Origin of the sequence: Chitinophaga sp. (genome assembly GCF_036569125.1) — a bacterium.
GTDB lineage: Bacteria > Bacteroidota > Bacteroidia > Chitinophagales > Chitinophagaceae > Chitinophaga.
On sequence record NZ_DATCRF010000144.1, the window covers coordinates 1 to 24,729 of the forward strand.

At 47.9% G+C, this 24,729-nt stretch carries 24 protein-coding genes and 2 pseudogenes; 9 read left to right on the top strand and 17 right to left on the bottom strand.

The annotated features are described in order from the left end of the window. From VIM87_RS05075 to VIM87_RS05090, 4 genes and pseudogenes are all read right to left on the bottom strand, one after another. Positions 1–461, bottom strand: a pseudogene (locus VIM87_RS05075) (ABC transporter permease); the annotation flags it as partial. A gap of 213 nt (positions 462–674) precedes the next feature. Continuing rightward, entirely contained in the window at positions 675–1,097 is a 423-nt protein-coding gene (locus VIM87_RS05080; protein WP_331995928.1) for a GNAT family N-acetyltransferase, read from the bottom strand. A gap of 9 nt (positions 1,098–1,106) precedes the next feature. Then, positions 1,107–1,547, bottom strand: coding sequence for a carboxymuconolactone decarboxylase family protein (locus VIM87_RS05085; protein ID WP_331995929.1), 441 nt, complete (start codon positions 1,545–1,547; stop codon positions 1,107–1,109). Positions 1,548–1,568: 21 nt separating this feature from the next. Beyond that, complete coding sequence (locus tag VIM87_RS05090; RefSeq protein WP_331995930.1) at positions 1,569–2,036, bottom strand: DoxX family protein; 468 nt, start codon at positions 2,034–2,036, stop codon at positions 1,569–1,571. Positions 2,037–2,122: 86 nt separating this feature from the next. Between VIM87_RS05090 and VIM87_RS05095 the strand changes: the two genes are divergently transcribed. From VIM87_RS05095 to VIM87_RS05110, 4 genes are all read left to right on the top strand, one after another. Next, positions 2,123–3,589, top strand: a complete 1,467-nt coding sequence (locus tag VIM87_RS05095; RefSeq protein WP_331995931.1) for a PLP-dependent aminotransferase family protein — start codon at positions 2,123–2,125, stop codon at positions 3,587–3,589. Between the two features lie 45 nt (positions 3,590–3,634). Then, on the top strand, positions 3,635–5,200 hold the full coding sequence (locus VIM87_RS05100) for a hypothetical protein (protein WP_331995932.1): 1,566 nt from the start codon (positions 3,635–3,637) through the stop codon (positions 5,198–5,200). Between the two features lie 167 nt (positions 5,201–5,367). After that, positions 5,368–5,505, top strand: coding sequence for a hypothetical protein (locus VIM87_RS05105; protein ID WP_331995933.1), 138 nt, complete (start codon positions 5,368–5,370; stop codon positions 5,503–5,505). 1 nt (position 5,506) lies between these two features. Then, a complete protein-coding gene (locus VIM87_RS05110; protein WP_331995934.1) occupies positions 5,507–6,244 on the top strand; it encodes an SDR family NAD(P)-dependent oxidoreductase in 738 nt (245 codons plus the stop codon). 5 nt (positions 6,245–6,249) lie between these two features. Here the strand turns inward: VIM87_RS05110 and VIM87_RS05115 are convergent, their stop codons facing one another. From VIM87_RS05115 to VIM87_RS05135, 6 genes and pseudogenes are all read right to left on the bottom strand, one after another. Continuing rightward, positions 6,250–7,074 (bottom strand): AraC family transcriptional regulator, encoded by an 825-nt coding sequence (locus VIM87_RS05115; RefSeq protein ID WP_331995935.1) that lies wholly within the window; start codon positions 7,072–7,074, stop codon positions 6,250–6,252. Between the two features lie 43 nt (positions 7,075–7,117). Beyond that, a complete protein-coding gene (locus tag VIM87_RS05120; protein WP_331995936.1) occupies positions 7,118–8,155 on the bottom strand; it encodes an aldehyde reductase in 1,038 nt (345 codons plus the stop codon). A 90-nt stretch (positions 8,156–8,245) separates the two neighbouring features. Continuing rightward, positions 8,246–9,784 (bottom strand): ABC transporter permease, encoded by a 1,539-nt coding sequence (locus VIM87_RS31385; protein WP_414649590.1) that lies wholly within the window; start codon positions 9,782–9,784, stop codon positions 8,246–8,248. Between the two features lie 192 nt (positions 9,785–9,976). Continuing rightward, positions 9,977–10,915: pseudogene (locus VIM87_RS31390) on the bottom strand (ABC transporter permease); the annotation flags it as partial. Beyond that, positions 10,912–11,250 carry a PadR family transcriptional regulator gene (locus VIM87_RS05130; RefSeq protein ID WP_331995938.1) on the bottom strand — a complete coding sequence of 113 codons (339 nt, stop codon included), beginning with the start codon at positions 11,248–11,250 and terminating at the stop codon, positions 10,912–10,914. The gene VIM87_RS05130 and the pseudogene VIM87_RS31390, both read right to left, overlap by 4 nt. Before the next feature lie 127 nt (positions 11,251–11,377). Beyond that, positions 11,378–12,328 carry a hypothetical protein gene (locus VIM87_RS05135; protein WP_331995939.1) on the bottom strand — a complete coding sequence of 317 codons (951 nt, stop codon included), beginning with the start codon at positions 12,326–12,328 and terminating at the stop codon, positions 11,378–11,380. Positions 12,329–12,391: 63 nt separating this feature from the next. On the opposite strand from VIM87_RS05135, the gene VIM87_RS05140 reads away from it, so the two are divergent. Then, entirely contained in the window at positions 12,392–13,156 is a 765-nt protein-coding gene (locus VIM87_RS05140) for a glycosyltransferase family 2 protein (RefSeq protein WP_331995940.1), read from the top strand. A gap of 1 nt (position 13,157) precedes the next feature. Here the strand turns inward: VIM87_RS05140 and VIM87_RS05145 are convergent, their stop codons facing one another. Next, the gene (locus VIM87_RS05145) at positions 13,158–14,126 is read right to left on the bottom strand and encodes a hypothetical protein (RefSeq protein ID WP_331995941.1); all 969 of its coding nucleotides are present in this window, start codon (positions 14,124–14,126) and stop codon (positions 13,158–13,160) included. A 42-nt stretch (positions 14,127–14,168) separates the two neighbouring features. Here VIM87_RS05145 and VIM87_RS05150 point away from each other — a divergent pair, with 42 nt between their 5' ends. Further along, on the top strand, positions 14,169–15,284 hold the full coding sequence (locus VIM87_RS05150) for a glycosyltransferase family 2 protein (protein WP_331995942.1): 1,116 nt from the start codon (positions 14,169–14,171) through the stop codon (positions 15,282–15,284). On the opposite strand, the gene VIM87_RS05155 is transcribed toward VIM87_RS05150, so the two are convergent. From VIM87_RS05155 to VIM87_RS05165, 3 genes are all read right to left on the bottom strand, one after another. Beyond that, positions 15,281–16,078: a glycosyltransferase family 2 protein gene (locus tag VIM87_RS05155; protein ID WP_331995943.1), complete on the bottom strand. Its 798-nt coding sequence runs from the start codon at positions 16,076–16,078 to the stop codon at positions 15,281–15,283. The genes VIM87_RS05150 and VIM87_RS05155 overlap by 4 nt on opposite strands. 159 nt (positions 16,079–16,237) lie before the next feature. After that, positions 16,238–18,058 (bottom strand): ABC transporter ATP-binding protein, encoded by a 1,821-nt coding sequence (locus VIM87_RS05160; RefSeq protein ID WP_331995944.1) that lies wholly within the window; start codon positions 18,056–18,058, stop codon positions 16,238–16,240. A 351-nt stretch (positions 18,059–18,409) separates the two neighbouring features. Next, positions 18,410–19,426: a glycosyltransferase gene (locus tag VIM87_RS05165; protein WP_331995945.1), complete on the bottom strand. Its 1,017-nt coding sequence runs from the start codon at positions 19,424–19,426 to the stop codon at positions 18,410–18,412. A gap of 47 nt (positions 19,427–19,473) precedes the next feature. Here VIM87_RS05165 and VIM87_RS05170 point away from each other — a divergent pair, with 47 nt between their 5' ends. Both VIM87_RS05170 and VIM87_RS05175 read left to right on the top strand, forming a co-directional pair. Continuing rightward, the gene (locus VIM87_RS05170; RefSeq protein ID WP_331995946.1) at positions 19,474–20,418 is read left to right on the top strand and encodes a glycosyltransferase family 2 protein; all 945 of its coding nucleotides are present in this window, start codon (positions 19,474–19,476) and stop codon (positions 20,416–20,418) included. Positions 20,419–20,444: 26 nt separating this feature from the next. Next, positions 20,445–21,527: a glycoside hydrolase family 99-like domain-containing protein gene (locus VIM87_RS05175; protein WP_331995947.1), complete on the top strand. Its 1,083-nt coding sequence runs from the start codon at positions 20,445–20,447 to the stop codon at positions 21,525–21,527. A 249-nt stretch (positions 21,528–21,776) separates the two neighbouring features. On the opposite strand, the gene VIM87_RS05180 is transcribed toward VIM87_RS05175, so the two are convergent. Further along, entirely contained in the window at positions 21,777–22,028 is a 252-nt protein-coding gene (locus VIM87_RS05180) for a hypothetical protein (RefSeq protein WP_331995948.1), read from the bottom strand. A gap of 42 nt (positions 22,029–22,070) precedes the next feature. Further along, complete coding sequence (locus tag VIM87_RS05185; RefSeq protein WP_331995949.1) at positions 22,071–23,348, bottom strand: Na+/H+ antiporter; 1,278 nt, start codon at positions 23,346–23,348, stop codon at positions 22,071–22,073. A 94-nt stretch (positions 23,349–23,442) separates the two neighbouring features. On the opposite strand from VIM87_RS05185, the gene VIM87_RS05190 reads away from it, so the two are divergent. Further along, on the top strand, positions 23,443–24,030 hold the full coding sequence (locus tag VIM87_RS05190; protein WP_331995950.1) for a Crp/Fnr family transcriptional regulator: 588 nt from the start codon (positions 23,443–23,445) through the stop codon (positions 24,028–24,030). A 185-nt stretch (positions 24,031–24,215) separates the two neighbouring features. On the opposite strand, the gene VIM87_RS05195 is transcribed toward VIM87_RS05190, so the two are convergent. Then, positions 24,216–24,729: helix-turn-helix transcriptional regulator (locus VIM87_RS05195; RefSeq protein ID WP_331995951.1), on the bottom strand; the 514-nt coding region annotated here is incomplete at its 5' end.

Below are 24,729 nucleotides of genomic sequence, written 5' to 3' on the forward strand. Positions count from 1 at the left end.
GCTGCTGTGGATTGAGAAAGCAGTATGGATGCCGGATCATTCAGCCCCTTCCCGGAGCCTTTCAGCATCTTTAATGCAAAGAGGTCCGGCGCTCCGGCCTCCATATAACTCCCGGTTTTCACGAATTTATTCTCCCCTGCCGCCAATATATGGCTTTCCATTTTTGACGACATTACCACGCTTTTAAATTCACTGCCATAGGTCATCCGCAGCTCCTCCCCTAATGGAACAGGTACCTGCACCTGTGATCTTACTTCATCATTGATCGTCTGGCTTTGCATTACCTGCGCAATGGTATTATAGTTTTGATGGTATCTATCAAACGACAGCTCATCCAGGATCCACAGGCCTATAAGCATGGTAATGGCCATACCGGCGGAGAGGCCTGTGATATTAATGAATGAATGCGCCTTGTTCTTGAACAGGCTGCGCATGGCGATCTTCAGGTGATTTTTGAGCATTGTATGGTATTGGATCAGGGGATATGGGCGTGGGCACCAAAAAAATGCCAGAATGAAGTACAATTATGTATCAATGACTTATATGGGGAGTGGCCGTTTGAAATGTCCGGTTATAGTACAGGGCTGTCCGGTTTCAAAATTACGGCACATGAAAAGCTGCCTCAAAATTTTACTTTCGAGACAGCTTTCTACAGTACAGCGGAAGGAGACTGATTAAAATTTGAGCATAAAATGATGGGCCGATAATTTATAACCCTTGTTCAGGTACAAACGGTGCGCATCATTTAACTGGAACCCACTATCCAGCACTACGCCTGTTTTATTGGTTTCTTTAGCCAATGCCTTTATATAATCAAGCAGTGCGCCTGCATGGCCTTTACCACGGTATTCAGGCAGGGTGCACAGGTCATCCACATAAATAAAGCGGCCGGCAAACAGCGAGTACAGGTTGCGGTAACCGGCAAAGGCAGCTACCTTATCTTTCTCTGCTATGTATAGCATGTGGTACCCTTCCTGCTGCATTTCCTTTACCTGCTGCAGGTAATGATCCCGGTTAAGATGAGGGCGCAGGGTTTGCACCACTTCCCAGCAGGCATTGATCTCTTTTTCGCTTTGTGCAAATTTTACCTGGTGCATATTAGTGGTTTAAATTTGGGGGTGCATGTTCAGGGCTACGCCTATACGGGTCCATGCATTGATGGTAATAGCACCCATAATGATCTCCGCGGTTTTTACTTCGCCAAAGGCAGCCAGCGACTTATTATACAGCTCATCGCTTAAGCCATGCTGGTGAATGAGGGTTATTTCTTCTGTGATAGCCAGCACCAGCTGCTCCTGTTCGTCAAACACATTGGGGGCTTCGCGCCAAACACCTACCAGGTAAAGCTTTTGCGGGTTCTCACCCAGCTTCAGGGCTTCTTTGGTATGTGCGTTTACACAATAGGCGCAGCCATTGATCTGGGCGGCCCTTATTTTAATGAGCTCGTAGTGGTTTTTATTAATGCTGCTTTGCTCCATGTATTTGTCCAGTGCAAACATAGCGGTGTATGCAGCGGGTTGCACTTTACCCATTAAGAATCTTGACATCGTCTTTCGGTTTTAATTTTATCAGATATTGTTGGTTTGATACATTGTTGTTTGCCGGCTGCGCAGGGCATCCAGGCTCCACTTATACGCCGGTAAGCAGGCCAGCAGCAGGCTGGCGGCACTGGCGGTGAACACGGAATAATTAAGCGGGGATTGTATGCCAAAGGCCTGCGTCATACACAAGGCAAAGGTGAAGAGTAATACCCCGCTGCCAATGGCGGCCCAGCGGGTCCATAACCCTATGATGAGCAATGCGCCGAAAATAATTTCCGCTGCGGAGGCTATGGCGGCAAATACTTCCGCCAGCTTAGATGGTAAAAAGGACAGCAGCTGGCCGGCGTACTGCATAAAATGGCTCCAGTCGCCCCAGCTGATGCGGGCGCCGCCCGGCGGGCCCCATACGCCAAAGCGATCCAGCCCGGCTACCAGGTAACTGGCGCCTATGGCTAAACGAAGATAGAGCTGTACGTATGTGTAATTGCTTTTCATATACTGTTGTTTGTAATTGACTTCACAAAAGTATCGCCTCATTGGGCTATCTTTATAGTCCAGGTACAATAAACCAGGTAGTCCAGATGCTTCCATTCTCCACCCTGCTTCCTATTAATAAAGAATCGGCTATGCCGGTGTACCAGCAAATTGCCAATGGCCTGGTAGGCCTGATCCGCGAAGGGGTTATTAAACCCGGCGCAACGCTGCCCGGCAGCCGGGAAATGGCCCTGCTGCTGCAGGTGCACCGCAAAACTATTATTGCTGCTTACCAGGAGCTGTTTACGCAGGACTGGATAGAGACCATTCCCCGCAAGGGCGTGATCGTATCCCAGCGGCTGCCGGAAATAAAACCGCGCACTTTTAAAGCGGCGGCTAAAATACCTGCCTATGCGGGCAATACCGGTTTCACCTTTAACAAGATAGGCGCTTACCCCGCAACGGCCGGGCGTTCCGGCGAGCACCGCCTGGTTATCAATGACGGCTTCCCTGACCACCGTATAGGGCCTATAGACCTGCTGATGCGGGAATACCGGAGCCTGTTCCACAGCCCGGGCATAAAACGTTATGCTACCTATGGCCACATGGCCGGCCCCGCGAGCCTGCGCAATGAGCTGACCCAGTTCTTAACTGAAACACGGGGCCTGAACATTGGCCCTAATAATGTGCTGCTTACCCATGGCGCACAAATGGCTATTTATGTTGCGGCCAGGCTGATATTGAAACCCGGATCCACGGTGCTGGTAGGGCAGCCTAATTATTTTATGGCGGATATGATCTTTCAGCAGTTCGGGGCTAAGCTGATACGCATACCGCTGGATGAGAACGGGATGGATATTGATGCCATTGCGCGCATCTGCAAACAGAAAAAACCGGACCTGCTGTATATTATTCCCCATCACCACCACCCTACTACCGTAACCTTAAGCGCAGAGCGGCGTATGAAGCTGCTGGAGCTGATACGCCAGTACCAGCTGCCGGTGATAGAAGATGATTACGATTATGATTTTCATTACAGCGGCAGCCCTATACTGCCCCTGGCCAGCGCAGACCATGACGGCAACGTGATATACATAGGCTCCCTTACCAAAACGCTGGCTACGTTCATACGTGCGGGTTATATGGTAGCGCCGGAGAACTTTATTACCGAAGCTGCGCTGATGAGAAGGATGATAGATATACGCGGCGATAACCTGCTGGATGAGGCCCTGGCCCTGCTGTTCAGGAACGGTGATATGCAGCGGCACCTGAAAAAATCCGTAAAGCTTTACCATGAGCGGCGGGATCACCTTTGCACCCTGCTGCAGCAGGAGCTGCAGGATGTGGTTACTTTTCAGCGGCCGGCCGGCGGCATGGCCGTATGGGCGCAGTTCCACAAACAATATCCCTTACCGGCCATTGCGGCCCGCGCATCGGCCAAAGGGCTGTTTATGAGCGACGGCAGCGCATATAGCTATGGCACGGTGAACCACAATGCGCTGCGCATGGGCTTTGCATCACTGAATGAAAAGGAATTGAGCGAGGTGGTGGACATATTGAAGAAGGTGGTGTAAATGCAGAATTAAGATAAAAAGGTTAAATTAGTAACCATAACCGTCATGAGAACACCCATCCCTCAAATAAAAACTAAGCCCAGCCGCATTATTGAACCATCGGCAAATGGAGCAAGCAGGCCCGCAATACCTGTTTCCTTTAATACAGCGCCTGTTGCGCAAACAGTAACATCTCCCTTACGCACGGTAAAACCCTTTCATGGCAATGCGCCGGTACAACGTACTATATCGGAGGCAAGGGACTGGGTAAAGGTTAACAGTGACAGATCGGGTTACCCTAACGGATGGAGCGCTATGCCCCGCGCCCCTGAAATAAGAGCTTATATAAAAAGTAAAAAGGATGGCTGGAAGGACCTGGAAGCGGAGCTGGATGGCCCTAAACGAACGAAAACGGCGCCTAAAAAAACTACCGGTGTAACCACTACAACCGGCGGCACCAGCGCTGCTGCGCTGAACTGGCAGAAACGGAAACAAAAGCTGGATGATAGTGTAGATATTGCCAATGACAAGATCCAAAAGACCACCGGCGCCGTAAAGGCTTTCTTTGAAAAGCTAACCTCTTTACCGGCCAACATCCGGGTAAAGATCATCGGGCTGGCAAATGCTGTAGGCGTAAAGCTGGACCAGGAACATTCCCGGCTGGCATTTTTCAGCACCTCCCTGCTTGAATACACAAAACAAGAGCTTAGCACCAATAAACGCACGCCGGAAATACAAACCGCTATTGTGGAAGACCAGAACACCAAGGGATTAAGCGTGCATATTTCGGGGAATAACAGCGGCGCCAATCTATTGCTGCAGCAACAATTAGGTAAAAAAACGCTGGAAAAAGGTTATACAGATACGATAAGGCCTTTTCATATTAAACGGAAAGCCGCTGCACTGGAAGAAAATGTTAAGAAAAGAAAAGTAGAAGATGTAAAACGGCTTAAGCTGGATACCAACCACAGGCTAAGCGACTATAAAAAAGGTAAGAAAAAAAATGAGTTTGTTTTAAAGGACGGAAGCGGCCAACCTATTTCCAGGAAGCAATTAAGAAAGAACGTGGCAAAATCCCTGGCTGTTTCCTCACATAAGGAAACAAAGACCGGCCCGCAGAACCGCCAGCGAAAAGGCGCCCGGCACTTTGTAAAAAAAGAGCGCAACACAAAACTGAAAAATGTACAGGTAAGGATACCGTCGAACAGCCGGAATATTCATGCAGAATCGGCCATCCTGGAAAGTTTAAAGAACCAGGCGGATCAGATAATAACTGCAGTCGGAGGCACGAAAGTAGCCTGTACTGCCTGCCAGGCCTATTATACAAAATTAAAGCAGGAAGCGCTATTAGGGAATAATACCAGCTTTGCCTGGTTATCCGAATCCTCCATTAACCAGCTGGGGTTTGATGCAGATAAAGTAACAGAGTACCTGCTGGAAATAAAGTCCATACTGGACAGCCGTATCAACGACCTGCGGTTTTATGAAGGCAAGTCCGGCACCTTTAATGATGATGACCTGACACATGAAACCGACATAGATACAGATTCTGAGGATGAAGCAGCCATGGATGAAGTAAGCACCGCCACCTCTTTACTTGAGAAAGTTGATGAGGCAATGGACCTGTTATAACGTCCCATCATACCCGCCAAAGCCTTGCCGCCAAAAAGCCGCTACCCTGCCGGTTTGATATTCGTAATGATTAGTTTGATATTCGTAAACGGTGAAGCATGCACTGCTCATATCTTTGTACATTACTTAGGATTGAAATTTGTTGGGTATAATTAAACGAACAGGCAATGGAAATAACAAGAACAGGTTCGCGGCCTTCCGCTAAGGGGCCGGATGATTGGTTTACCGGGGCTGTGCGGATAGATCCGCTCGTGGACTGGATGGAACAGGTTACAAAAGAACAGTATAAGGGCAAAACCTCCTGATATGGCAAGGATCTTTATCACCGGCTCTGCAGATGGGCTGGGGCATTTAACAGCAAAATCATTGATCGATCTGGGGCACCAGGTGGTGCTTCACGCCCGCAATGCAGAACGGGGAAAACAGGCATTAGAGAAAGCACCGGGTGCAGAAGATGTATTAATTGCAGACCTTTCCAGCATAGCGGAAACCAGGGCGCTGGCTGAAAACGCCAATGCTTCAGGCGCTTTTGATGTAGTGATACACAATGCCGGTGTGTACCGGGTATCCGGCAAAAGCGTTGATGGCTTGCCGTTAGCATTTGCTGTAAACAGTATTGCACCTTATATACTAACCTGCCTGATGCATAAACCGGAACGGCTTATTTACCTGAGCTCCGGCATGCATTTACATGGCAATCCAAACATGGATGATCTTTCACATGTTACTTACTCCGATACAAAGCTGCATGACCTGATCTTGTCTATGGCGGTAACCCGTAAATGGGCCGGCGTATACTCGAATGCAGTTGATCCCGGCTGGGTGCCCACAAAGATGGGCGGCGCAGGCGCACCAGATAGCCTTAAAGAAGGTTTTGCCACGCAGGTTTGGCTGGCTGTAAGCGATGATGCTGAAGCAACCGCAAGCGGCCGGTATTTCCATCATAAAAAACAGGCGCATTATTTAGCGGCTGCTGAAGATGCGGCTGTACAGGAGAAATTCCTTTCCCTTTGCGAAGAAATTACAGGGGTAAGATTTCCCTGATCCGGCTACGCCCGTGGCGCAGCCAATTCATGCGCCTGACCGGGATTATATCCGAAATGCTTTTTAAAGGCAAAGGAAAAATGCGACAGGTTTTCAAAGCCTGCATCAATAAATATTTCAGTAGGCTTCCGTTTGTTAACTGCAATCTGGTAATGCGCATGCTCCAGGCGCTTACGGGTAAGCCAGCGGCGGGGCGTGGCTTTGAACACCTTTTCAAAATCTTTCTTAAAAGTGCTGAGACTGCGCCCACTGAGGTAGGCAAGCTTTTCGAGCGGAAGGTTGTACAGGAAATGCTGTTCCATAAAATCGGCCAGGTTCACCTTGCCTGGTTCATGAAAATCGCTGAGCAGCCTTTGTACATGGGGATTACAGGCATCCAGCACCGTAAGGCACTCAGCAATTTTAATTTCAGCCAGCTCCGGCGGCAATTCATCCTGCATTGCGAAATAAGGCACCAGTGAGCTAAACAGGCTTTCCAGCAAAGGGTGTTTTTCTAAGGCCAGATGGCCCTTCCATTTACCTTCGGCAGGATTTTCCGTTCGTGCAGCATAAAACTTTTTTAGTAAGGCTTCCGGAAACAAAATGGACAGTGAACTGAATGGCTCCCCATCCGCAGGTAGTTTCACCATCCGGCCCAATTGGTTGCGTGGAATAAGCAGCGTAGTTCCCTGTGTAAAACGATGTACCTGGTCGGCATAGGACAGTTCCAGCGTTCCGGCAAAAACATACACCAGCGCATGCTGATCAAGGATCAGCTCCCGGCTGTAATGTATTTCCCTTTTACAGGATACAAAGATCCGGCCCTTTACACTTGCGCCTGTTTGTTCCATAATATAAAGCTAACAAATTAGTGAATACTGCCCGGCGCCGGGATCACTTCAACAGGCCCAGTCTGATCAAGCTTTCAGCTGTTGCGTTCACGGCTTCCTGGTTGCTGCGCGGACGCCAGTTCAGCAAAAGGGCAGCTTTCTTATGGCTGGCCTCTTTCACCATGCCCAGCAGGGGAACAACGAGCCTTATCTTTGGATTAAAAAGCGCCGTGAGCCGGATCAGCCAGCCGGGGATCTCCTTGCGGGGAACTTTTGCAGCCTTATCGCCCAATCTGCTGTGCAGCATATTTGCAATATCCAGCATAGAGATGGATTCACCGGCTACGGCAAGAAAACGCTCACCGCGGGCCGCGGGATCAACCATTGCTTTCACATGCAGATCGGCTACATCCCGTACATCAACATAACCGCTACGTATACTAGGCACGCCTTTTAAGCGCCCTGTAAGCATTTGATGGATCATTTGAATTGAATGCGAATAGTCCGCGCCCAACACCGGCCCTAATACACCCACAGGATTTACCACGGCAAGTTCCAGGCCTTTGCCTTCCCCGTTCACGTAATTCCATGCTGCTTTTTCCGACAGGGTTTTGGATTTCTGGTATGCCGGCACATCCTGGCTAAGGTCCGACCAATCTTCTTCAGTATAAGGCGTTTTTTTATTGGTGCCCATACCAACAGCGCCAAACGCGGAGGTTAGCACCACCCGTTGTACACCGGCGGCTTTTGCAGCACGCAGCACAAACAATACGCCATTAACTGCAGGTGTAATGAATTCGTCCTCATGCTTAGCATTAAAGTTGGGTGTGGGCGAGGCAGGATGGATCACATAGGTGCAGCCTTGCACGGCTTCCTGCCAGCCGTTTTCCTGTGACAGATCCGCTTCAACAAAAGACAGGTTATCAAAATCAGTTATGCCGCCGGTGCTCAACATCTGCTTTACATCGGGTATTCGATTCAGCGAGCGCAGGCTGGCCCTAACTTTATAACCCTTATTCAGCAAAGCAATTATACAATAGCTGGCAATGAAGCCCGAACCACCGGTTACCAACACCATTTTGCCCTTACTTGTGATCTCCATTTTTTTTATGCAAAAGTAAATACGGGGAAGTTTGAGGGTTTTGTTCAAACGTTGTATTTACTTTGTTGAGAAGGTTATTATGTTCCTTCCCTATTGACTACGCAAACTCTTCACCGGGTCCGTTAACGCGGCTTTGATACTCTGAAAACTCACTGTGAGCAGGGCAATTCCCATTGCCAGCAATCCTGCTAATGCAAAGATCCACCAGTCGATCGTAGTCTTATAGGCAAATTCATTCAGCCATTGATCCATTCCCCACCAGGCAATCGGGGTAGCCAGCAACAGTGCTACCAGGATGAGTTTGAGAAAGTCTTTGGAGAGTAAGGCTACCACGCTGCCAACAGATGCGCCCAGCACTTTCCGTACGCCAATCTCTTTGGTACGTTGTTCGGCGGTGTAGGTGGCCAATCCAAATAATCCTAAACAGGCAATGAAGATAGTGAGGCTTGAAAAGAGGGTTAATACCTGTTCTATTTTTTGCTCGCTGACATAAACCTGCGCAAAGCGATCATCTAAAAATGAATAGGAAAAAGGAGCTGCGGGCGAAAATGATTCCCACTGCTGCTTCAGTGAAGCAAGGAACTGCGGAAGCTTATCCGTATGGGTTTTGACCAGGATATTGCCTGAGTTCCTGCCCAGGAACATAACCAAGGGCCCGATCTTTTGCCGCAGGGATTCAAAATGAAAGTCGCTTACCACACCAATTACCCGGTAATATGTTTTTACACCGTTATCATCAATATGTCCGATCAGCTCCCGTCCAATAGGATCCTGCTGCCAGCCCAGGTCACGTACAGCGGTTTCATTCAGAATAACAGCAAAGGAATCGGTTGGGAAACTTTTTGAAAAATTACGCCCCTGCACCACCTTCATTCCCAGGGTAGGAATATACGCATCATCCACATAATAGAACCGGCTCATAACACCCTTATCAGGATTTTCTTTTGACATTACGGTGGTGTTATCCATATTTGAATTTCCAACAGGCACCTGTCCTGATACACTCGCCGTGAAGACTTGCGGAGATTGCATGATCCGGTCACGGAATACAGCTTCGTTATTGCGAAGCATGTGCGTATCGTGAATAACCATCACCTGTTCGCGATCAAAGCCAACTTTTTGGCTTTGCATGTAACGTAGCTGCCGGTCGGCCGTAACAGTGGCAACGATCATTGAAATGGTGATAAAAAATTGAAACACCACCAAACCATTTCGCAGGTTAAAGCTTCCGCGTCCGGTGGTAACCTGCCCTTTCAACACTACAACAGGTTTAAAGGACGACAGGTAAAAAGCGGGATAACTACCAGCCAACAATCCTACCAGCACTGCAGCTGCCACTAAGCCGGCCGCTACAAATGGATTGATCAATAAGCTGAAGGTAAGCTGCTTGCCTGTAAGCTGATTAAAGAAGGGCAGCGCCAGGCCTACCACCAGCAATCCAACCAGCAGCGCCACTATTGCCAGCAGCACGGATTCAATCAGGAACTGCTGCTGTAATTGTCCTTTTACGGAGCCCAGCACCTTACGCACTCCTACCTCACGTGAACGCCGTACAGCCGTAGCCGTAGACAGGTTCATGAAGTTCACACAGGCTATCAGCAACATAAAAACAGCAATGGCTGTAAGCACGTATACGTATAGAATATTTCCTCCGGGGCTTAATTCGGCCCCTCCGAACCGGGAATGCAAATGAATACTGGTGAGTGGTTGAAGAAAGATACCGAAATCATCGCCCTTTGCACGAAACTGCGCCGGGGTGATCTTCAGCCATTGCTGCAACTCAGCCCCGATCTGTTTTTCAGCGAGCCGGGGAATTTTAGCCTCCAGCTTTTTATAGTCGTATTTCTCCGGCAGCAGCAAATAGGTGTAATAGTTTATACTATAAAGCCATCCTATATGCTGCTCTTCATAACCAGCTAACGAAATAAGCATATCAAAGTGGAAATGGGAGTTCGGCGGTACATTCCTGACCACACCTGTAATCCGGTAAGGCTTTTTTTCCCTGCCAAATAACAAGACTTTCCCAAGCGGGTCCTGGTTGCCGAAGTATTTGCGGGCGGTTCCCTCTGTTAGCACCAGCGTGTTGGGCTCGGCCAGGGCCCGTTTAGGCTCCCCTTTCAGGAGCGGAATGCTGAACACTTCAAAAAAAGTTGAGTCGGCAGCGAGCAGGTTATCCTGTTTAAATGAGCTTGTTCCGTAACTAACAAACTCACTTCCCTGGTTCAGGATCCGCGTTGCTTTTAATACTTCCGGAAATTCCTGTTGTAAGTCCCGGCCAACATTGGGCCCTAACATGGGCCCGCCAACATCCTTACCATCCAATCCCAGCTTGAGCGCGGCCCGGAAGATCCGGTCTGCTTTCTCATTATAGCGGTCGTAGGATAATTCATCCTGCACATACAGCATGATCAGTATACAGGTAGCCAGCCCGATGGCCAAACCAACTATATTAATGCCGGTGGAAATTTTTTGCCGCTTCAGATTTCGAAACGCGATCTTTAAATAATTACGGATCATGATGGAGTTTAAGCTAGAGGTATAGTATTGTTGTTTATTCATTTTTCTTTTGCGCACAAACGGTGGCAGCACTGATATTACGTTCAGCAGGTAACGCAGCGTGGCCCTGGTTTTGCCTGAAGTATTATACCAGTGCGTATAAAGCTCATTCAAATCGCCTTCTACTTCCTCCAGGGTATTGTGAGGATGCAGGCGGACTAGCAGCCAGTGTGCCCAGCGGGGTGGTTGAACAGGTGATCTCATACGCTGCCCAGTCGAAAAGTGTGAGGCGGCAATAACTGCCAGAGGTTTTGACGGAGCTGCTGAATTTCCTGAAGCGCCTCGCTCCCCAGCGCTGTGATCCGGAACAGCCTTTTACGCCGCCCACCGCGTTCCGCTGTGGCCCCGCCCAGCTCTGATTGCACAAAGCCTTTCTCTTCCAGCCGGATCAGCGTGTTATGAACTGTACCAAATGTAACGATACGGCCTGTATGCTCTTCCAGCGCCTGGCTCACTGTAACGCCGTAGCCCTCCCCATCCAGGATGGCTACCATTAGCAAAACCACTTCTTCAAATTCACCCAGATACGTTCTACGCATAAGTGCAGGTTATTAGTTTCTATTTTGTCGAACAAATGAGATGCCAGGTAATAAAAGAGGCCGTTTTCCTAATGGGAACGGCCTGTTTATGGTAAATAACAAGTTAATGAGTGTTCGGAAATGAACGTTATTGTCCAGCACCGGACAACAACCCTTTCACCCATCGCTTAAACTTTCGCTTGGGTTTATTATATCTTCTCCATTTGGATGCCAGGTCAAACTCGCGGTTCATGAAATAATAATCCGCATCTGTTTCAGGCATTACATAAACAGGGTGTGTGATGCTGATAAGCTGCTCCGTTGGCCTGTTGGCGTTATGGCTGTCTTCTCTAAAAGTATGCGTAGCATCTTCCCGGAAACCAATATTGCTGATCAGGTTCACATTAGGGGTAATGCATAAGCCGTTCTCAAAAAGAGTGATCAGCTGCAGCTGATGGTCCCATGCCTGTACGCGGTGCTGCTGTACGGTTTCAAAAATGTTCACCCATATATCTATCAAAAAGGGATCCGTGAATATTTTCTGCAGCTGTGGTCTTACATCTTCCAATTTATAAGCGCGCAGGTCCACATCATATTGCTGCCATACCCGGCGCCAGCTGGCCCAGCCCCAGATGCTGCTATGGCGTGAAAAATAGTAGCTGGCAGGGCCCCATGTTTGCCCGTCCTGCGAGTTGGTGCCGGTAACAACAAACATGCGGGTATCATGACGGTATTTTTCCAGCATGGCATCGCAAAAGTAAAAGAAGCTGGTGTTGGGCAAACAATCATCTTCCAGGATAATGCCTTCCTCTTCGTGCTCAAAGAACCAGGTAATGCCGGATGCAGGGGCGTGCATGCTGCCCAGGTTCTGATCACGGAACAGCGTATGTACGGTGCAGGGCCAGTCCACCTGTTTAATAATATCCCTGGTTTGCGCACACAGTGCAGCATCTGTAGGATGGCCTTCCCGGGGCCCGTCTGCCGCTACATACAGCCGCTCGGGCCTTACCGCTTTTACCTGGTCAAAAACCTGTTGCGTGGTATCGGGCCGTTTAAAAATAAGCATCAGAACTGCGGACTGCACCTTATAGCTGGACATACGACTTTCTTTTGTGCGACAAATCTAATTTTTTATAATTTAGCAAACAATTCAGTACGCCACATGCAGCAGAAAGCGGATACACCGGAGAATATTCTGATCAGTATTATTATTGCCACCTTTAATGCCGGAAACCATCTGCAGGACTGTCTTAGCTCCATTGCCGCACAAACCGCAAATATAGAAGTGATCGTAGTTGACGGCGGCAGCACCGATGATACCATTGCTATATTAAAAACATTTGAGCATACGTTAAACTTATCCTGGACCAGCGGGCCTGATGCCGGTATTTATGATGCCCTGAACAAAGGCGCACAAAAGGCTAAGGGGAAATGGGTGTATTTCCTGGGTGCAGATGACCGGCTGCTGGCGGGTTTCAGCGAAATGGCCGCACTGCTGAAAGATGAGCATACCGTATATTACGGCGACAGCGAACCGTATTATGGCAACAGCGGCGCCACTCCCCTGCTGCTTACGGGCAAATTCAGCTCATACCGGCTGGCCAAACATGGTATGAACCACCAGGCTATTATTTACCCTACGGCCGTGTTCCGCAAATATAACTATGACCTGCGCTATAAGGTGTATGCAGATTATGCGCTGAATATACAGGTGTGGGGCGATCATACGTTTAAAAAAGTTTATCATTCCATTACCCTTGCACGGTATGATATGACCGGCTTTTCCGCCTCAGGAAATGATGTGCTTTTCAAACAGGAGAAATTACAGCTGATACGCCGTAATATGGGCTGGCTGCTGTATTTAAGAATGCTGTATAAGCGTTATAAGCAAAAGCTGCAGGGCGAAGGCGGTTACTGGGACGCCTGATCTAACCCGGGAAGAACTTCTTCAATATTTTGCGTACCGGCCGTTGTGCCTTTTTTAATTGTTTAAGGTAGGCCTTACGCATCACCGAATAGCTGCTTTCAAACGGTTGGTAAAAAGCATGTCCTGCTGTTTTCAGCGCATCGTTATACGCTGCGTGCAGGGCGTGCAGATCCGGGCGGGCGGCCAGCTTAAAGCGGTCGTAATGGTGCAGCGGCAGCTCATTTTTATCTACGGCAAAGGAGCTGAAATGATAGAACATTAATGCCTCTTTTTCATTCACCATATATTTACCGGCCTGCCGGCTCAGGGTTCTTTCATGCAGGTTCCAGGGCGCCATATTAGCGCCCCTGTTCTGCAGGATGTGCACATTTTTAAAGAACAGCGGCGCATGGTTCACGGGCAGCTGATCTACAAAAATGCCCTGCTCTGCTGCAATGTACCCTTCTTTATAGGTATGCTCCTTCCACCAGCTTACGAAGCGCTGCGCCTCTTCCCGGTTGCTTACGCCAATAAATCCCAGGTTATAAATGCCATAGTTGAGGAAAGTATGTTCTGCCGGTTTTTTACCATCAATGGGTATGGGTGTATAAATGTGCGGGGTAAGCAGAATATCTGCTGTATCCAGTGCTGTGTACAGATCCGTGAGCGGGCTATACACGCAAATATCCGGATCCAGGTATAATACCTTTTCCATCTTTTTTTCCCCGAACAGGTATTCAATAACGCGTGGTTTTACACAGGTATTCAGCTCAACAATGTTATACCGTAACGCCAGCTCCTGTATGCCGGGTTCAATGGCCGCTACAGGGATCACTTCATCTGCCAGGCTGCTATAGTCGATCTCCGGCCTTTTTTCATCACATAAAAAAATAAAAAAAGGCTCATCCGGCTGATGTTCTTTTAAGGATAAATAAAGCACTTTGGCCTGTGCCAGGTAATTGTTGGAGCATATGGTGAACGCAACCTGCATAATTAATTAAATGTATTTATCTTTATTGTTCCAAATGAATGCATGAACCTAAGTATTGACGTTGTTATACCATCTTTTCGCCTGGACGAAAAGTATATTCTGCCAATGCTCCGCCTACGAAAGCCTGCGAATGTAAATATAAAATTTTACCTGGTAGCAGATAATCCATCTCTTATTCCATCTCCTGCAATACAATCGCTGGTGGATCATAAGAACGTGTTCCTTTCGGTTAATCCGGAGAACCTGGGCTCCGGCTTAACCCGCAACAACGGGATGAATGCCGGCAATAGCGACTGGATCCTTTTCCTGGATGATGATGTGATGGTACCGGATGATCTGCTGGAAACCTATGCGCAGGCAGCGGAACAACATCCGGATGAAATTGGATTTATTGGGCTGGTAAATTTACCCAAACCGACTACCGCTTTTACGAAAGCGCTTACCGTTAGCGGGTCGCTGGATATATTTTCTATTGCCGGCAAAAAAGCTTCTTTTGCCTGGGGCGCCACTGCCAATATGATGATCAAACGCAGCGCTGCAGGCAACATTCAGTTCACGGGCAAAATACCCAAAACCGGGGGTGGTGAGGAAGTGGATTTTTTCTTAAAAATACGGGAGCGTAACCAATACCGCAATTATAAAACCTTACCACAGGCGGCGGTACAACATCCCTGGTGGAATAATGAGCAACCGAATTACCGCAAGCCCTTTTTCTATGGGATAGGTAACAGCTGGCTGGGTGATCTGAACCCGCAATATGCCTATTATGATTTTCCCAACACGCCGGAAACGCTTTTGCTTTCGCTGCTGGCAATAGTAATTACAGGCCTGCTGAAACCTATGTGGGTAGGCCCTTTGCTGGTTTTTATGGCGGGCGTTATACTTATTGAGATTATTGCCAGCCTGATACAAACCATAAAAAGGTCCGGTACCGGCAATGTGCAGATATTAATGTATGTAATTACCCTCAGGATAGTATATGAGACAGGGGTTTTGTGGGGAAAGCTTTCCCGTTTAAGGTTTGGAAAGATCGGTGAGCGGTTTCATGATAATGGCACCATAAACAAAGTATACTTCTATCGCTCTAATACCTATAAAATAGTAAAGTGGGTGTTGTACCCGCTGCTGGTTATTTATATTTTAAGATACTTCGTTTAAACTTCCGCGTAACCATTCAGGCAGCATACCAGCCGGGCGGTAAGCGTTTCGCTATAGCGGCGCTCATTCACGGTGATCTGTGATTTATTATGGTATTCATGATGCAGGTGAAAGCATACGGCGGCCAGCTTTAAACGTTTTTTATGTACGCCGGCATGTATAAGGCGTGCTGCAAACTCACAGTCTTCCGATCCCCAGCCAAAGAACAGGTTATTATACCCGTTGATAGCTATAAAATCCTCACGCCAGAAAGCCAGGTTACAGGCTTTGGTATTGTCTGAGCTGTAGGGGTTTGCTTTTACTATAAAGGATAAAGCGGGTAAGCGTAGTGCGTTAAAGCGGTTGTGGAGGCCTTTGGTAAAGAAGCCCAGCTTAGTGCTTTTGCTTTGCAGGATCTGTTTGGTGGTGGCCTCTCCTATCATGGCGCGGGCGCCCTGTACAAAATGCCCTTTTTCTGCCTGCTTCACATGATCTTCAATAAAGCGCGGATGCATTACAATGTCGCCATCAATCTCAATGATATAATCTGCTTCCGATTGTTTTACCGCTTTGTTGAGGATAATCCCTTTGCGGAAACCGCGGTCTTCATGCCAGGCATGCTTTAAGGGAATGTTCAGGATCTTACGGTATTTATTGATCAGCCGTTCTGTGTCCTCCCTTGATCCGTCGTCTGCTATCAGTATTTCATCCGGTAGATACGTTTGCTGTAACAGGCTCAGAAAAATTATTTCCAGCGCCTCCGGCCAGTTATATGTAGCAATTAAGATCCCAACTGAAAAGTTCTGTTTCACCATCCTGCTTGCGGTTTGCGTTCAATAAAGAAATTTCTAACGGTCATACGGTTTTTATAGAATAGCATTGGAATTCAAGTTTATGCTTACAATACGACGGCTGTTTTATCATCCGTCCTGATATATACAACGTACTACATTTTAATTTGTTACAGCTGAGGTTTAGTTAGCGCTGAAAGTTTGCATTTCTATCAGCTTACGGTATAACCCGTCTTTTTCCAGCAGCTGCAAATGGGTACCCTGTTCAACAATGTTGCCATTATCCAGCACAATGATCAGGTCTGCATTTTGTATAGTACTTAAGCGGTGTGCAATCACCAGCGAGGTACGGTTCTTCATCAGATTGTTCAATGCATCCTGCACCATTTTTTCAGATTCAGTATCCAGCGCAGAGGTAGCTTCATCCAGCAACATAATGGGTGGATTCGTCAACACTGCCCGGGCAATACAAATGCGCTGGCGCTGGCCTCCTGATAACTTAACGCCTTTATCACCAATATTCGTCTGGTAACCATGCTCTGTTGCAGAAATAAATTCGTGTGCGTTGGCTATTCTTGCGGCAGCCTCAACCTCCTGCATCGTGGCCCCTGGCTTACCAAAGGCTATATTGTTAAAAATGGTGTCGTTAAATAAAATTGATTCCTGGTTTACAATTCCCATCAGCGAACGCAGGGAATCTGATGTAACGGCCTGTATGTTGTGCCCGTCTATCAGAATGCTGCCGGACTGTGGCTGGATAAACCGGGGGATCAGGTCCATAAGGGTGGTTTTGCCTGCGCCGGAAGGCCCTACCAGCGCCACCGACTTCCCTTTGGGTATGGTAAGGCTCACGCTGTTCAGCACCGGGCGTTCATTATAGGCAAACGCTACTTTCTCAAACCGGATAGCTTCCTGGAACTGGCTTACAGCTTTTGCATCCGGCGCATCCTGGATCTGTGACTTCTGATCGATCAGGGCCAGCACCCGCTCCCCTGCGGCCAGGCCGGAGTGGATGTTGCTGAAGGAGGCCGAAATGGCTTTGGCCGGGCGCATGATCTGTGAAAACAGGGCAATATAGGCTATAAAGGCTGCTGCATCCAGCTCACCGGTGTTGGATAATACCAGGGAACCGCCGTACAGCACAATGCCTGCTACCATTATAATACCCAGGGTTTCAGATACCGGCGAGGCCATTTGCTGCCGCCGGGCCATCGCCCTGATAATATTGGAATAGTGCACGTTTTCCTTGTGAAAACGCTCCTTAATAAAAGGCGTTGCGTTAAATGATTTAATGATCTTGATACCTCCCAGCGCTTCTTCCAGGTAACTGATCATAGTACCATAGGATACGTGGGCTGCCGTGGCCTGCTCCTTTAACCGGGATACGATCTTGGAGATGATAAACCCGGCAATGGGTATAATAACCATAGAGGCCAGGGTAAGCTTGTAGGAGATAATGAACAGCATTACCAGGTACGTGATCAGCGTTAAGGGCTCCTTAAAGATCACCTGCAGGGTACCGGTTACGGAATACTGCACCACCTGCACATCTGATGCTATCTTGGACATAATATCCCCCTTACGCTCATTGCTGAAATACCCCAGGTGCAGGTCCATAATATTATTGAACACGGCCTTTCGCAGGTTCAGCAGGGTATGGATCCGCAGGTTTTCCATGGTACGCTCCGAAAAATACCGGAATAAATTCCCGACAAAAACGGATACTATAATGGTCAGGCACACATATTTCAACGTATTGGGCAGGCCTATTTTATTATTCAGCATGGCGGAATAATAGTTCAGCATTTTAAATACATCATAAAAATGTTCCGGTTTGGCTACTACCTGCTGGCCATTCTGGTTAAACAAGGTTGTTAGCAGCGGCGCCAGCAGTGCCAGGTTTAATGCCCCAAACAACACGGCCAGCAGCGTAAACAGGATGTACGGAATGGCATACTTTTCAATCGGTTTGGCAAAAGACAACAGCCGGAAATACGTTTTCATTATTATTATTATAAATATATATATAAAACTCCAAAATTAATAATTATTTAAAGACCCTTTTTTAAAACATGGGAGGGATCGTTCCCGGGAAGCACAGGGGAAATGTTTGGCTACAGTATGGCGCCGGCACCTTTGACCATCAAAGATGCAGGGCTATTGTAATGGGAAGTATATCAACATTGCTCTCTTAATGGATAAGATCAATAGCGCCCGGTAAAGGTTATTTGATATCTCTTTTACTGCTTTGTACCACCCGCTGTTTCCCTGTTCTGCACTAAAAATATAAACTTTCTTTATATTTCAACATACTTTATTACTTATAATTCACACATTTATAGATATATAACCTTACTAATCCAGCTTCATGACCTGTATGATCATGCGTACCATTCCGGGTACAGGCCGTCTCAGCAACAGGTAGCGGCCACACATAGCCCCTATTTCAGCTGCCAGCCGGCATTGCTTAAACGTATTAGCACCCATTAATAATCTTAAAAATTTCTTAAAACTTTGGCGGCTGAACTTAGCGGGCGGTTTTATCTCCTTCATTACCTGCTGCCGGTACTCCGGGAAAACCTCCGCCACACAGGTGGCATAACAAAGGCTGGTAGAGTAAGCGAGCCGTTTTAAGTAAACGGGGCTGGTCCTTTTGCCGGGTATGATATGTGTAACCTTCAGGGCAGGCGCTGTGCCGGCGGCCCCGCCGGAATGAATGCTGTACAGGATCATTTGCGTATCCTCCCCGCTGCTTAGCTTTTGGCCATTGCGGCCCGTGAGGGTAAAGCGGCCGGTGTTCACACCATCTATATATCCTTTAAGTATGGCGGCAGGCATACACAGGCCGGTGCCAAAGGGGTAACAGGCCTGCCACTCATGCTCCGCCGAAAACGCCGTCTTTTCTTCATGCCGCTCCTGGAAAGCAGGGCGGGCATAGGCTTCCAGCGCAGGATCTATACCGTCAATAAAATCCACCTGCACCTGCCCCGGGCCCCAGGCCGTTACCTGCGGGTATTGGGTATGCAGCTGCCGCAGGGCCAGCAGGTAAGCGCTGTCCGGCTCATTATCATCATCAAAAAAAACAATGTATTTACCCCTGGCGGCATTAATACCACCCATACGTGCATAGGACAGTCCCTGCTGTGTAACGTTCAGCAACTGCATGTTGGGCACCTGGTTCAGGTAATGCTGGATATATGGCGTACTTTGTAAAGCAGGCGTACTGTTATTATCAACTAAGATAACTTCCGTTGTGATGCCATTACGTTGCAGATCTTTTACCGCCTCCAGGCAACGTTGCAGCAGGCGCTGGTCGGGGTTATAGGTGCAGATCAGTACAGAATAATCTATAGCATAGTTATCGAACGACATACAAAACCACTTTTTTCACTATATCTTTGTTTTAGCGCGTAAAAGTAATGAATCTACCTATAGTATCCGTTATCATTCCTAATTATAACCATGCTGCGTTCCTGGAACAGCGCATCACTTCTGTGCTGCAGCAAAGCTTCCAGGACTTTGAAGTAATTATCCTGGACGACTGCTCAACCGACAACAGCCGGGATATTATAGAACGTTACCGTCAGCATCCGAAAGTTTCACAGATCATTTATAATACCACCAACAGCGGCAGCGTATTTAAACAGTGGAAGAAAGGTATTGAAGCTGCGGCAGGCCAATACATATGGCTGGCAGAAAGCGACGACTGGTGCGAGCCTACGCTGCTGCAATACCTCACAGCCGGGTTGCTGCAAAACAAACAAAATGTGCTGGCCTACTGCCAGTCATACGCCATAGATGGTACCAACAAGGTATTCTGGCAAACGCAGCACGGGTACCTGGAAGATACCATAGAGGGGCGGCAATTTATACAACAGTATATGGTAGACCGTAATGCCATTGTGAACGCCAGCATGGCCGTATGGAAAAAGGAACTGTTTACCGGCATTCAGCAGGATTACCTGGAGTATAAATTTGCCGGCGACAAGGTGTTCTGGATTAATTTATGCCGGCAGGGCAATGTGTTCATTACTGCCCGGGTGTTAAATTATTTCCGCAGCCATAGCGGCGATGTATCTACCCCGGCTTACCGCAGCGGGTTAAATTTTATAGAAGATGCCCGTATACTGCATAAGCTAAACCATGAAACGCTGATCCCTGCCAACCTATATAAAAAGGCGCTGCGCAAGCTGCACCGGCAGTTCTGGGAACAACGGGGCCGTTTTGAGCCGGCGGCGCTGGAAGCGATTGAACAGGGATTTTATCGTACACCCGGCGCCGTTATACCGGCAGCTACGCTGAAAAGGGATGCCCGCTGGAAGCTGCTGCGCGTGCAGCTTAAAAAAGTATTTTCAAAGCGGTAAAACTAAAAAGGAAACCACCACACAATATGAACATCAGAACACTGGCTGTATATCTCCCGCAATTCCACCCCTTCCCGGAAAACGACCAATGGTGGGGAAAAGGTTTTACAGAATGGACCAATACCACCAAAGCGCGGCCTTTGTTTGAAGGCCACTACCAGCCACACTTACCGGCCGACCTGGGGTTTTATGACCTGCGGCTGGAACAGGTAAGGAAGGAACAGGCAGCCCTGGCCAAACAGTATGGGATTTATGGTTTCTGTTATTACCATTACTGGTTTAACGGGACCCGCCTGATGAACGCTGCGCTGGACGGCTTTCTGCAAAGCGGGCAGCCGGACCTGCCTTTTATGTATTGCTGGGCCAATGAAAACTGGACCCGTCGCTGGGATGGCAATGATGCGGAAGTGTTGATACAACAGAACTATTCTCCGGAAGATGACCTGGAACATATCCGTTACCTGTGCAAAGAAGTATTCTCTGACCCGCGTTATATACGGGTTGATGGCAAGCCCTTTTTTGCCATTTACCGCCCTACCCTGCTGCCTGACCTGGCGCAAACCCTGCGCACCTGGCGTAATGAGGCGCAGCAGCTGGGCATTGGAGAACTATACCTGGCCTACATGCAGGGCTTTCAGATAAAGGAAGATCCCCTGACCATGGGCTTTGATGCAGCCATAGAATTTCAGCCCGACTTTTACAATATGCCCACCCCGTATATGGGCACTAAAAAAGAGCAGTGGATGGATAAGCTGGGGCTGAAACCCTCTGTTTACAAACAGCATAAGATCGTAAGCTACCCGGAATATGCACAGCGTATGATGGCGCGGGCTATGCCGCCTTACAAACAGTATCCCAGTGTTACGCCTATGTGGGATAATACAGCCCGGCGTAAAGAAAATGCTTTTGTAATGAATAACAGCAGCCCGGAGGTATATGAAGCCTGGCTGCGGAATACTATTGAGAAGTTTAAACCTTATAGCGCGGAAGAGAATTTTGTGTTCATTAATGCCTGGAATGAGTGGGCGGAGGGGAATCACCTTGAGCCTGATCAGCAGTGGGGCCACGCGTATCTGGAGGCAACCAGACGGGCGCTGGGAGGGAATTAATAATTAAGAATGAATAATTAATGACCGGAGCGAAGGGGGTGAAATAAAAAAGTAAAAGGTAAAAAGTAAAAATAATGCCGGGGAGATAGAGGCGGATGGAATGTAAATGCAAGATCATAAATGCTAAACCGGCAAAGGAGGTTGGTAGAGACCGTTTAGAGACTTTATGAACAAGATAAATGTAAAAGTTGATGCAGGCGATGGTAATGGTGATCACGCTGCATCAACTTAATTATTAATTCTTAATTGTTAATTCTTCCTGTTTGCTCCTACCACCAATACAACGCCGATTACAGCTACCAGGCCGCCGGCGTAGGTAGGCCAGCCTATCCATTTATTCTCTTTCTTGTTTACTTCTACAGGGCCAAGGTCCACCACCTTCTTTTCCGTTTGTACAGAAAAACCACGGATCAGGATCATGGCAATACCGGCAATGACGAGGATAATACCTAATGTTTTCATAACAGCTATTGTTGTTTCATAGCGTATATCAATCGCCATGCCATAAGCGGGCTTATTGGTGGAGAGCTACCTGTTTATAGCCTATTTACGTGCGGCAACAGCTGTTCCGGCCGGCTGCTTTCCATTCAAAAAACGTACTACCAGTGGCAGGGTAAGCCCCTGTCCCAGCAATGTAAACAATACTACGGCTACGGAAATAAAGATAATGGCATCCCGCTGCGGGAAAGCGCTGTCATCCTGCAAGGTAGCAGGTAAACCGATTGCAATGGCCAGCGATACAATGCCCCGCATACCGGACCAGCTGATGATCAAGCTGGTTTTTGCATCCAGCAGCGCATGTTCGGTAATACGCCCCTTCTTTTTCCTGAAGGCCTGCTCCAGGTTGATCTGCTGCAGGAACACCCTGATCATACGCAGTAACAAAGCTACAATGGTGATCAGGAAAGCGTAGCCCAGGTAAGGCAGGATCTGTGTTTTATCGATATGCTTTACCACGTATGGGTATTGCAATCCAATGATGATGAAGATGAGGCCATTGAGCAGGAAAATAATAACATCCCAAAAGTTGCGGGACTGCTTCTTTAAATGTTCGGGGAATACCTTATGACTGAAACGGGAAATGGCCAGCCCCAATATTACCACGGCTATTACGCCGGATACATGAAACTCCTCTGCCACCAGGTAGGTTATAAAAGGCATAAGCAGCATAAAGCTAATGGTTACCAGCTGGTTTTGATGCACCCTTTTAAGAATAAAGGCCAGGACCGCTCCCATAACCACGCCCGTGAGGGCGCCGCCTGCCATCATGAACACAAACTCTAAAGAAGCCTTCCAGAATACAAAAGCAGTACCGGTTACTGCAGCTACTGCAAAGCGGTAAGCTACCAGGGCAGAAGCATCGTTCACCAGGCTTTCCCCTTCCAGGATGGTATTGGTTTTATGCGAGAGGCCTAAACCTTTGGTAATGCTGATGGCCGCCACTGCATCCGTAGCAGATAAAATAGCGCCCAGCACAAAAGACAAGGGCCAGCTCATACCCGGTATTACGTAATGCGCCACCACCGCAATGCCGGAGGCAGTAATAAATACCAGCGATATGGCCAGCGTGCCAATGGTATTGATATTTGTTTTAAAGTCCTGGAAAGAGATATTAAAGGCAGCATCATACAACATGGGCGGCAGGAAAATGAGGAAGATCACGTCCGGGTTCAGCTCTATGTTAGGTAAGGTTGGTATGAAGCCAATGGCAATACCGGCGGTGATCAGTAAAATAGGATACGGCACCCGTACCTTATCTGCCAGGGCAGACAGTACGATCATAATTGCCAGGATAAATAAAACGATGCTATAATTTTCCATAAGGACCTGTAAACATTTCAATGACGCTTAAAAGTAACACAGCTTGCCCAAAACAGGAATTATAAATTGTAAAATGTAGCTTAATTTTAGTGGGATGAAAGGCGCGTTTATGTTTGAACCGGTTTTTACTTACCTGGAAAAATTTCATACTATTCCTGCCGCTGACCGGGAGGTCATTAGCCGGCATATTCATACCCGCCATGTACAGGAGGGCGAGCTGTTATTACAGGAGGGTAAGCTGGCCAGGGAAATGTTCTTTGTTTGCCAGGGCATCCTGAAGATAGTATCTGTTAATGGCAAAGGCAATGAGGTAACGCAGTTCTTTGTAAAGGAAGATCATTTTTGTACGATCCTCAACAGCTTTAATAACCAGGTACCGGCGCATGAAAGCATTAAAGCCGCCTGTGATACCGACCTTATTGTATTTTCCAGGGAGCAGCTGTGGCTGCTCTATACAAAGCTCCCTTACTTTCAATCCCTCATTAATCATATTACCCAGCAAACGCTGCTGGCCAAGATCCAGGTACGCAATTCCTACATGGGCGAGGATGCGGCTACCCGCTACCAGCAGTTCCTGCAGCAGCAGCCGGATATAGCGCTGCGCGTACCTTTGAGCGATGTTGCTTCTTACCTGGGTATTACGCAGCAGTCGCTGAGCCGGATCCGGAAACAGCATAAGTAGAATTACGAATTATTCAATTACGACCCGCAAAGCGGTGCATGAATACCATTGAAAGTATTATGATTATGAATAATTACGAATTGAATGCAGCGGAGGAAGCCATTATGTTTAGGTTATGGGGGAATAAAAAAGGGCTGTAGCAGATGTGCAACAGCCCCGTGAATTATAATGGGTTAGTAAGAAGACTAGATATTACGGTACTCCCGCGGCAATAAACCGGTTAAGGATTTAAAGGTACGGGTAAAATGGCTTTGATCCGCAAAATGGCAGGTATAAGCTATTTCCGTCAGAGAATTTTCTCCGGCGCGGATCATGGGCATTGACTTTGCAACGCGCAGCTTACGCATATACGCTCCAAAGGTACAGCCAAAGTATTGTGAAAAATGTTTTGAAATGGTGATAGGGTGAACGCCTGTAGCTTCGGCAAGGTCTGTTAAGGTCAGCGGCTCATCCCAGCAATCCTGCATCAGCTCCCGGATAATGCTTACCCACTTGGGGGTAATGCTTTTTTCTGTTGCGCTCTCCTGCAATAATTCCAGCAACAGCATTACTATTGTTGATGCGGCCACCGTATCATCTGCAAGCAGCTCTTTATAGATCTTCAGCATAGTGAAGGGGGCATGCTGCCGGCTGACAGCCTTATGCAATGCTGTTTCTGTAAGCTGGTATTGTTTCAGGAAAGTATCCGCTATTTCAAGG

What these genes read in the sequence shown, in the direction of transcription:
- VIM87_RS05080 (WP_331995928.1), bottom strand. Translation starts at nt 1,097, where the DNA reads ATGCACCAGGTAAAATTTGCACAAAGCGAAAAAGAGATCAATGCCTGC.
- VIM87_RS05085 (WP_331995929.1), bottom strand. Translation starts at nt 1,547, where the DNA reads ATGTCAAGATTCTTAATGGGTAAAGTGCAACCCGCTGCATACACCGCT.
- VIM87_RS05090 (WP_331995930.1), bottom strand. Translation starts at nt 2,036, where the DNA reads ATGAAAAGCAATTACACATACGTACAGCTCTATCTTCGTTTAGCCATA.
- VIM87_RS05095 (WP_331995931.1), top strand. Translation starts at nt 2,123, where the DNA reads ATGCTTCCATTCTCCACCCTGCTTCCTATTAATAAAGAATCGGCTATG.
- VIM87_RS05100 (WP_331995932.1), top strand. Translation starts at nt 3,635, where the DNA reads ATGAGAACACCCATCCCTCAAATAAAAACTAAGCCCAGCCGCATTATT.
- VIM87_RS05105 (WP_331995933.1), top strand. Translation starts at nt 5,368, where the DNA reads ATGGAAATAACAAGAACAGGTTCGCGGCCTTCCGCTAAGGGGCCGGAT.
- VIM87_RS05110 (WP_331995934.1), top strand. Translation starts at nt 5,507, where the DNA reads ATGGCAAGGATCTTTATCACCGGCTCTGCAGATGGGCTGGGGCATTTA.
- VIM87_RS05115 (WP_331995935.1), bottom strand. Translation starts at nt 7,074, where the DNA reads ATGGAACAAACAGGCGCAAGTGTAAAGGGCCGGATCTTTGTATCCTGT.
- VIM87_RS05120 (WP_331995936.1), bottom strand. Translation starts at nt 8,155, where the DNA reads ATGGAGATCACAAGTAAGGGCAAAATGGTGTTGGTAACCGGTGGTTCG.
- VIM87_RS05130 (WP_331995938.1), bottom strand. Translation starts at nt 11,250, where the DNA reads ATGCGTAGAACGTATCTGGGTGAATTTGAAGAAGTGGTTTTGCTAATG.
- VIM87_RS05135 (WP_331995939.1), bottom strand. Translation starts at nt 12,328, where the DNA reads ATGTCCAGCTATAAGGTGCAGTCCGCAGTTCTGATGCTTATTTTTAAA.
- VIM87_RS05140 (WP_331995940.1), top strand. Translation starts at nt 12,392, where the DNA reads ATGCAGCAGAAAGCGGATACACCGGAGAATATTCTGATCAGTATTATT.
- VIM87_RS05145 (WP_331995941.1), bottom strand. Translation starts at nt 14,126, where the DNA reads ATGCAGGTTGCGTTCACCATATGCTCCAACAATTACCTGGCACAGGCC.
- VIM87_RS05150 (WP_331995942.1), top strand. Translation starts at nt 14,169, where the DNA reads ATGAACCTAAGTATTGACGTTGTTATACCATCTTTTCGCCTGGACGAA.
- VIM87_RS05155 (WP_331995943.1), bottom strand. Translation starts at nt 16,078, where the DNA reads ATGGTGAAACAGAACTTTTCAGTTGGGATCTTAATTGCTACATATAAC.
- VIM87_RS05160 (WP_331995944.1), bottom strand. Translation starts at nt 18,058, where the DNA reads ATGAAAACGTATTTCCGGCTGTTGTCTTTTGCCAAACCGATTGAAAAG.
- VIM87_RS05165 (WP_331995945.1), bottom strand. Translation starts at nt 19,426, where the DNA reads ATGTCGTTCGATAACTATGCTATAGATTATTCTGTACTGATCTGCACC.
- VIM87_RS05170 (WP_331995946.1), top strand. Translation starts at nt 19,474, where the DNA reads ATGAATCTACCTATAGTATCCGTTATCATTCCTAATTATAACCATGCT.
- VIM87_RS05175 (WP_331995947.1), top strand. Translation starts at nt 20,445, where the DNA reads ATGAACATCAGAACACTGGCTGTATATCTCCCGCAATTCCACCCCTTC.
- VIM87_RS05180 (WP_331995948.1), bottom strand. Translation starts at nt 22,028, where the DNA reads ATGGCGATTGATATACGCTATGAAACAACAATAGCTGTTATGAAAACA.
- VIM87_RS05185 (WP_331995949.1), bottom strand. Translation starts at nt 23,348, where the DNA reads ATGGAAAATTATAGCATCGTTTTATTTATCCTGGCAATTATGATCGTA.
- VIM87_RS05190 (WP_331995950.1), top strand. Translation starts at nt 23,443, where the DNA reads ATGAAAGGCGCGTTTATGTTTGAACCGGTTTTTACTTACCTGGAAAAA.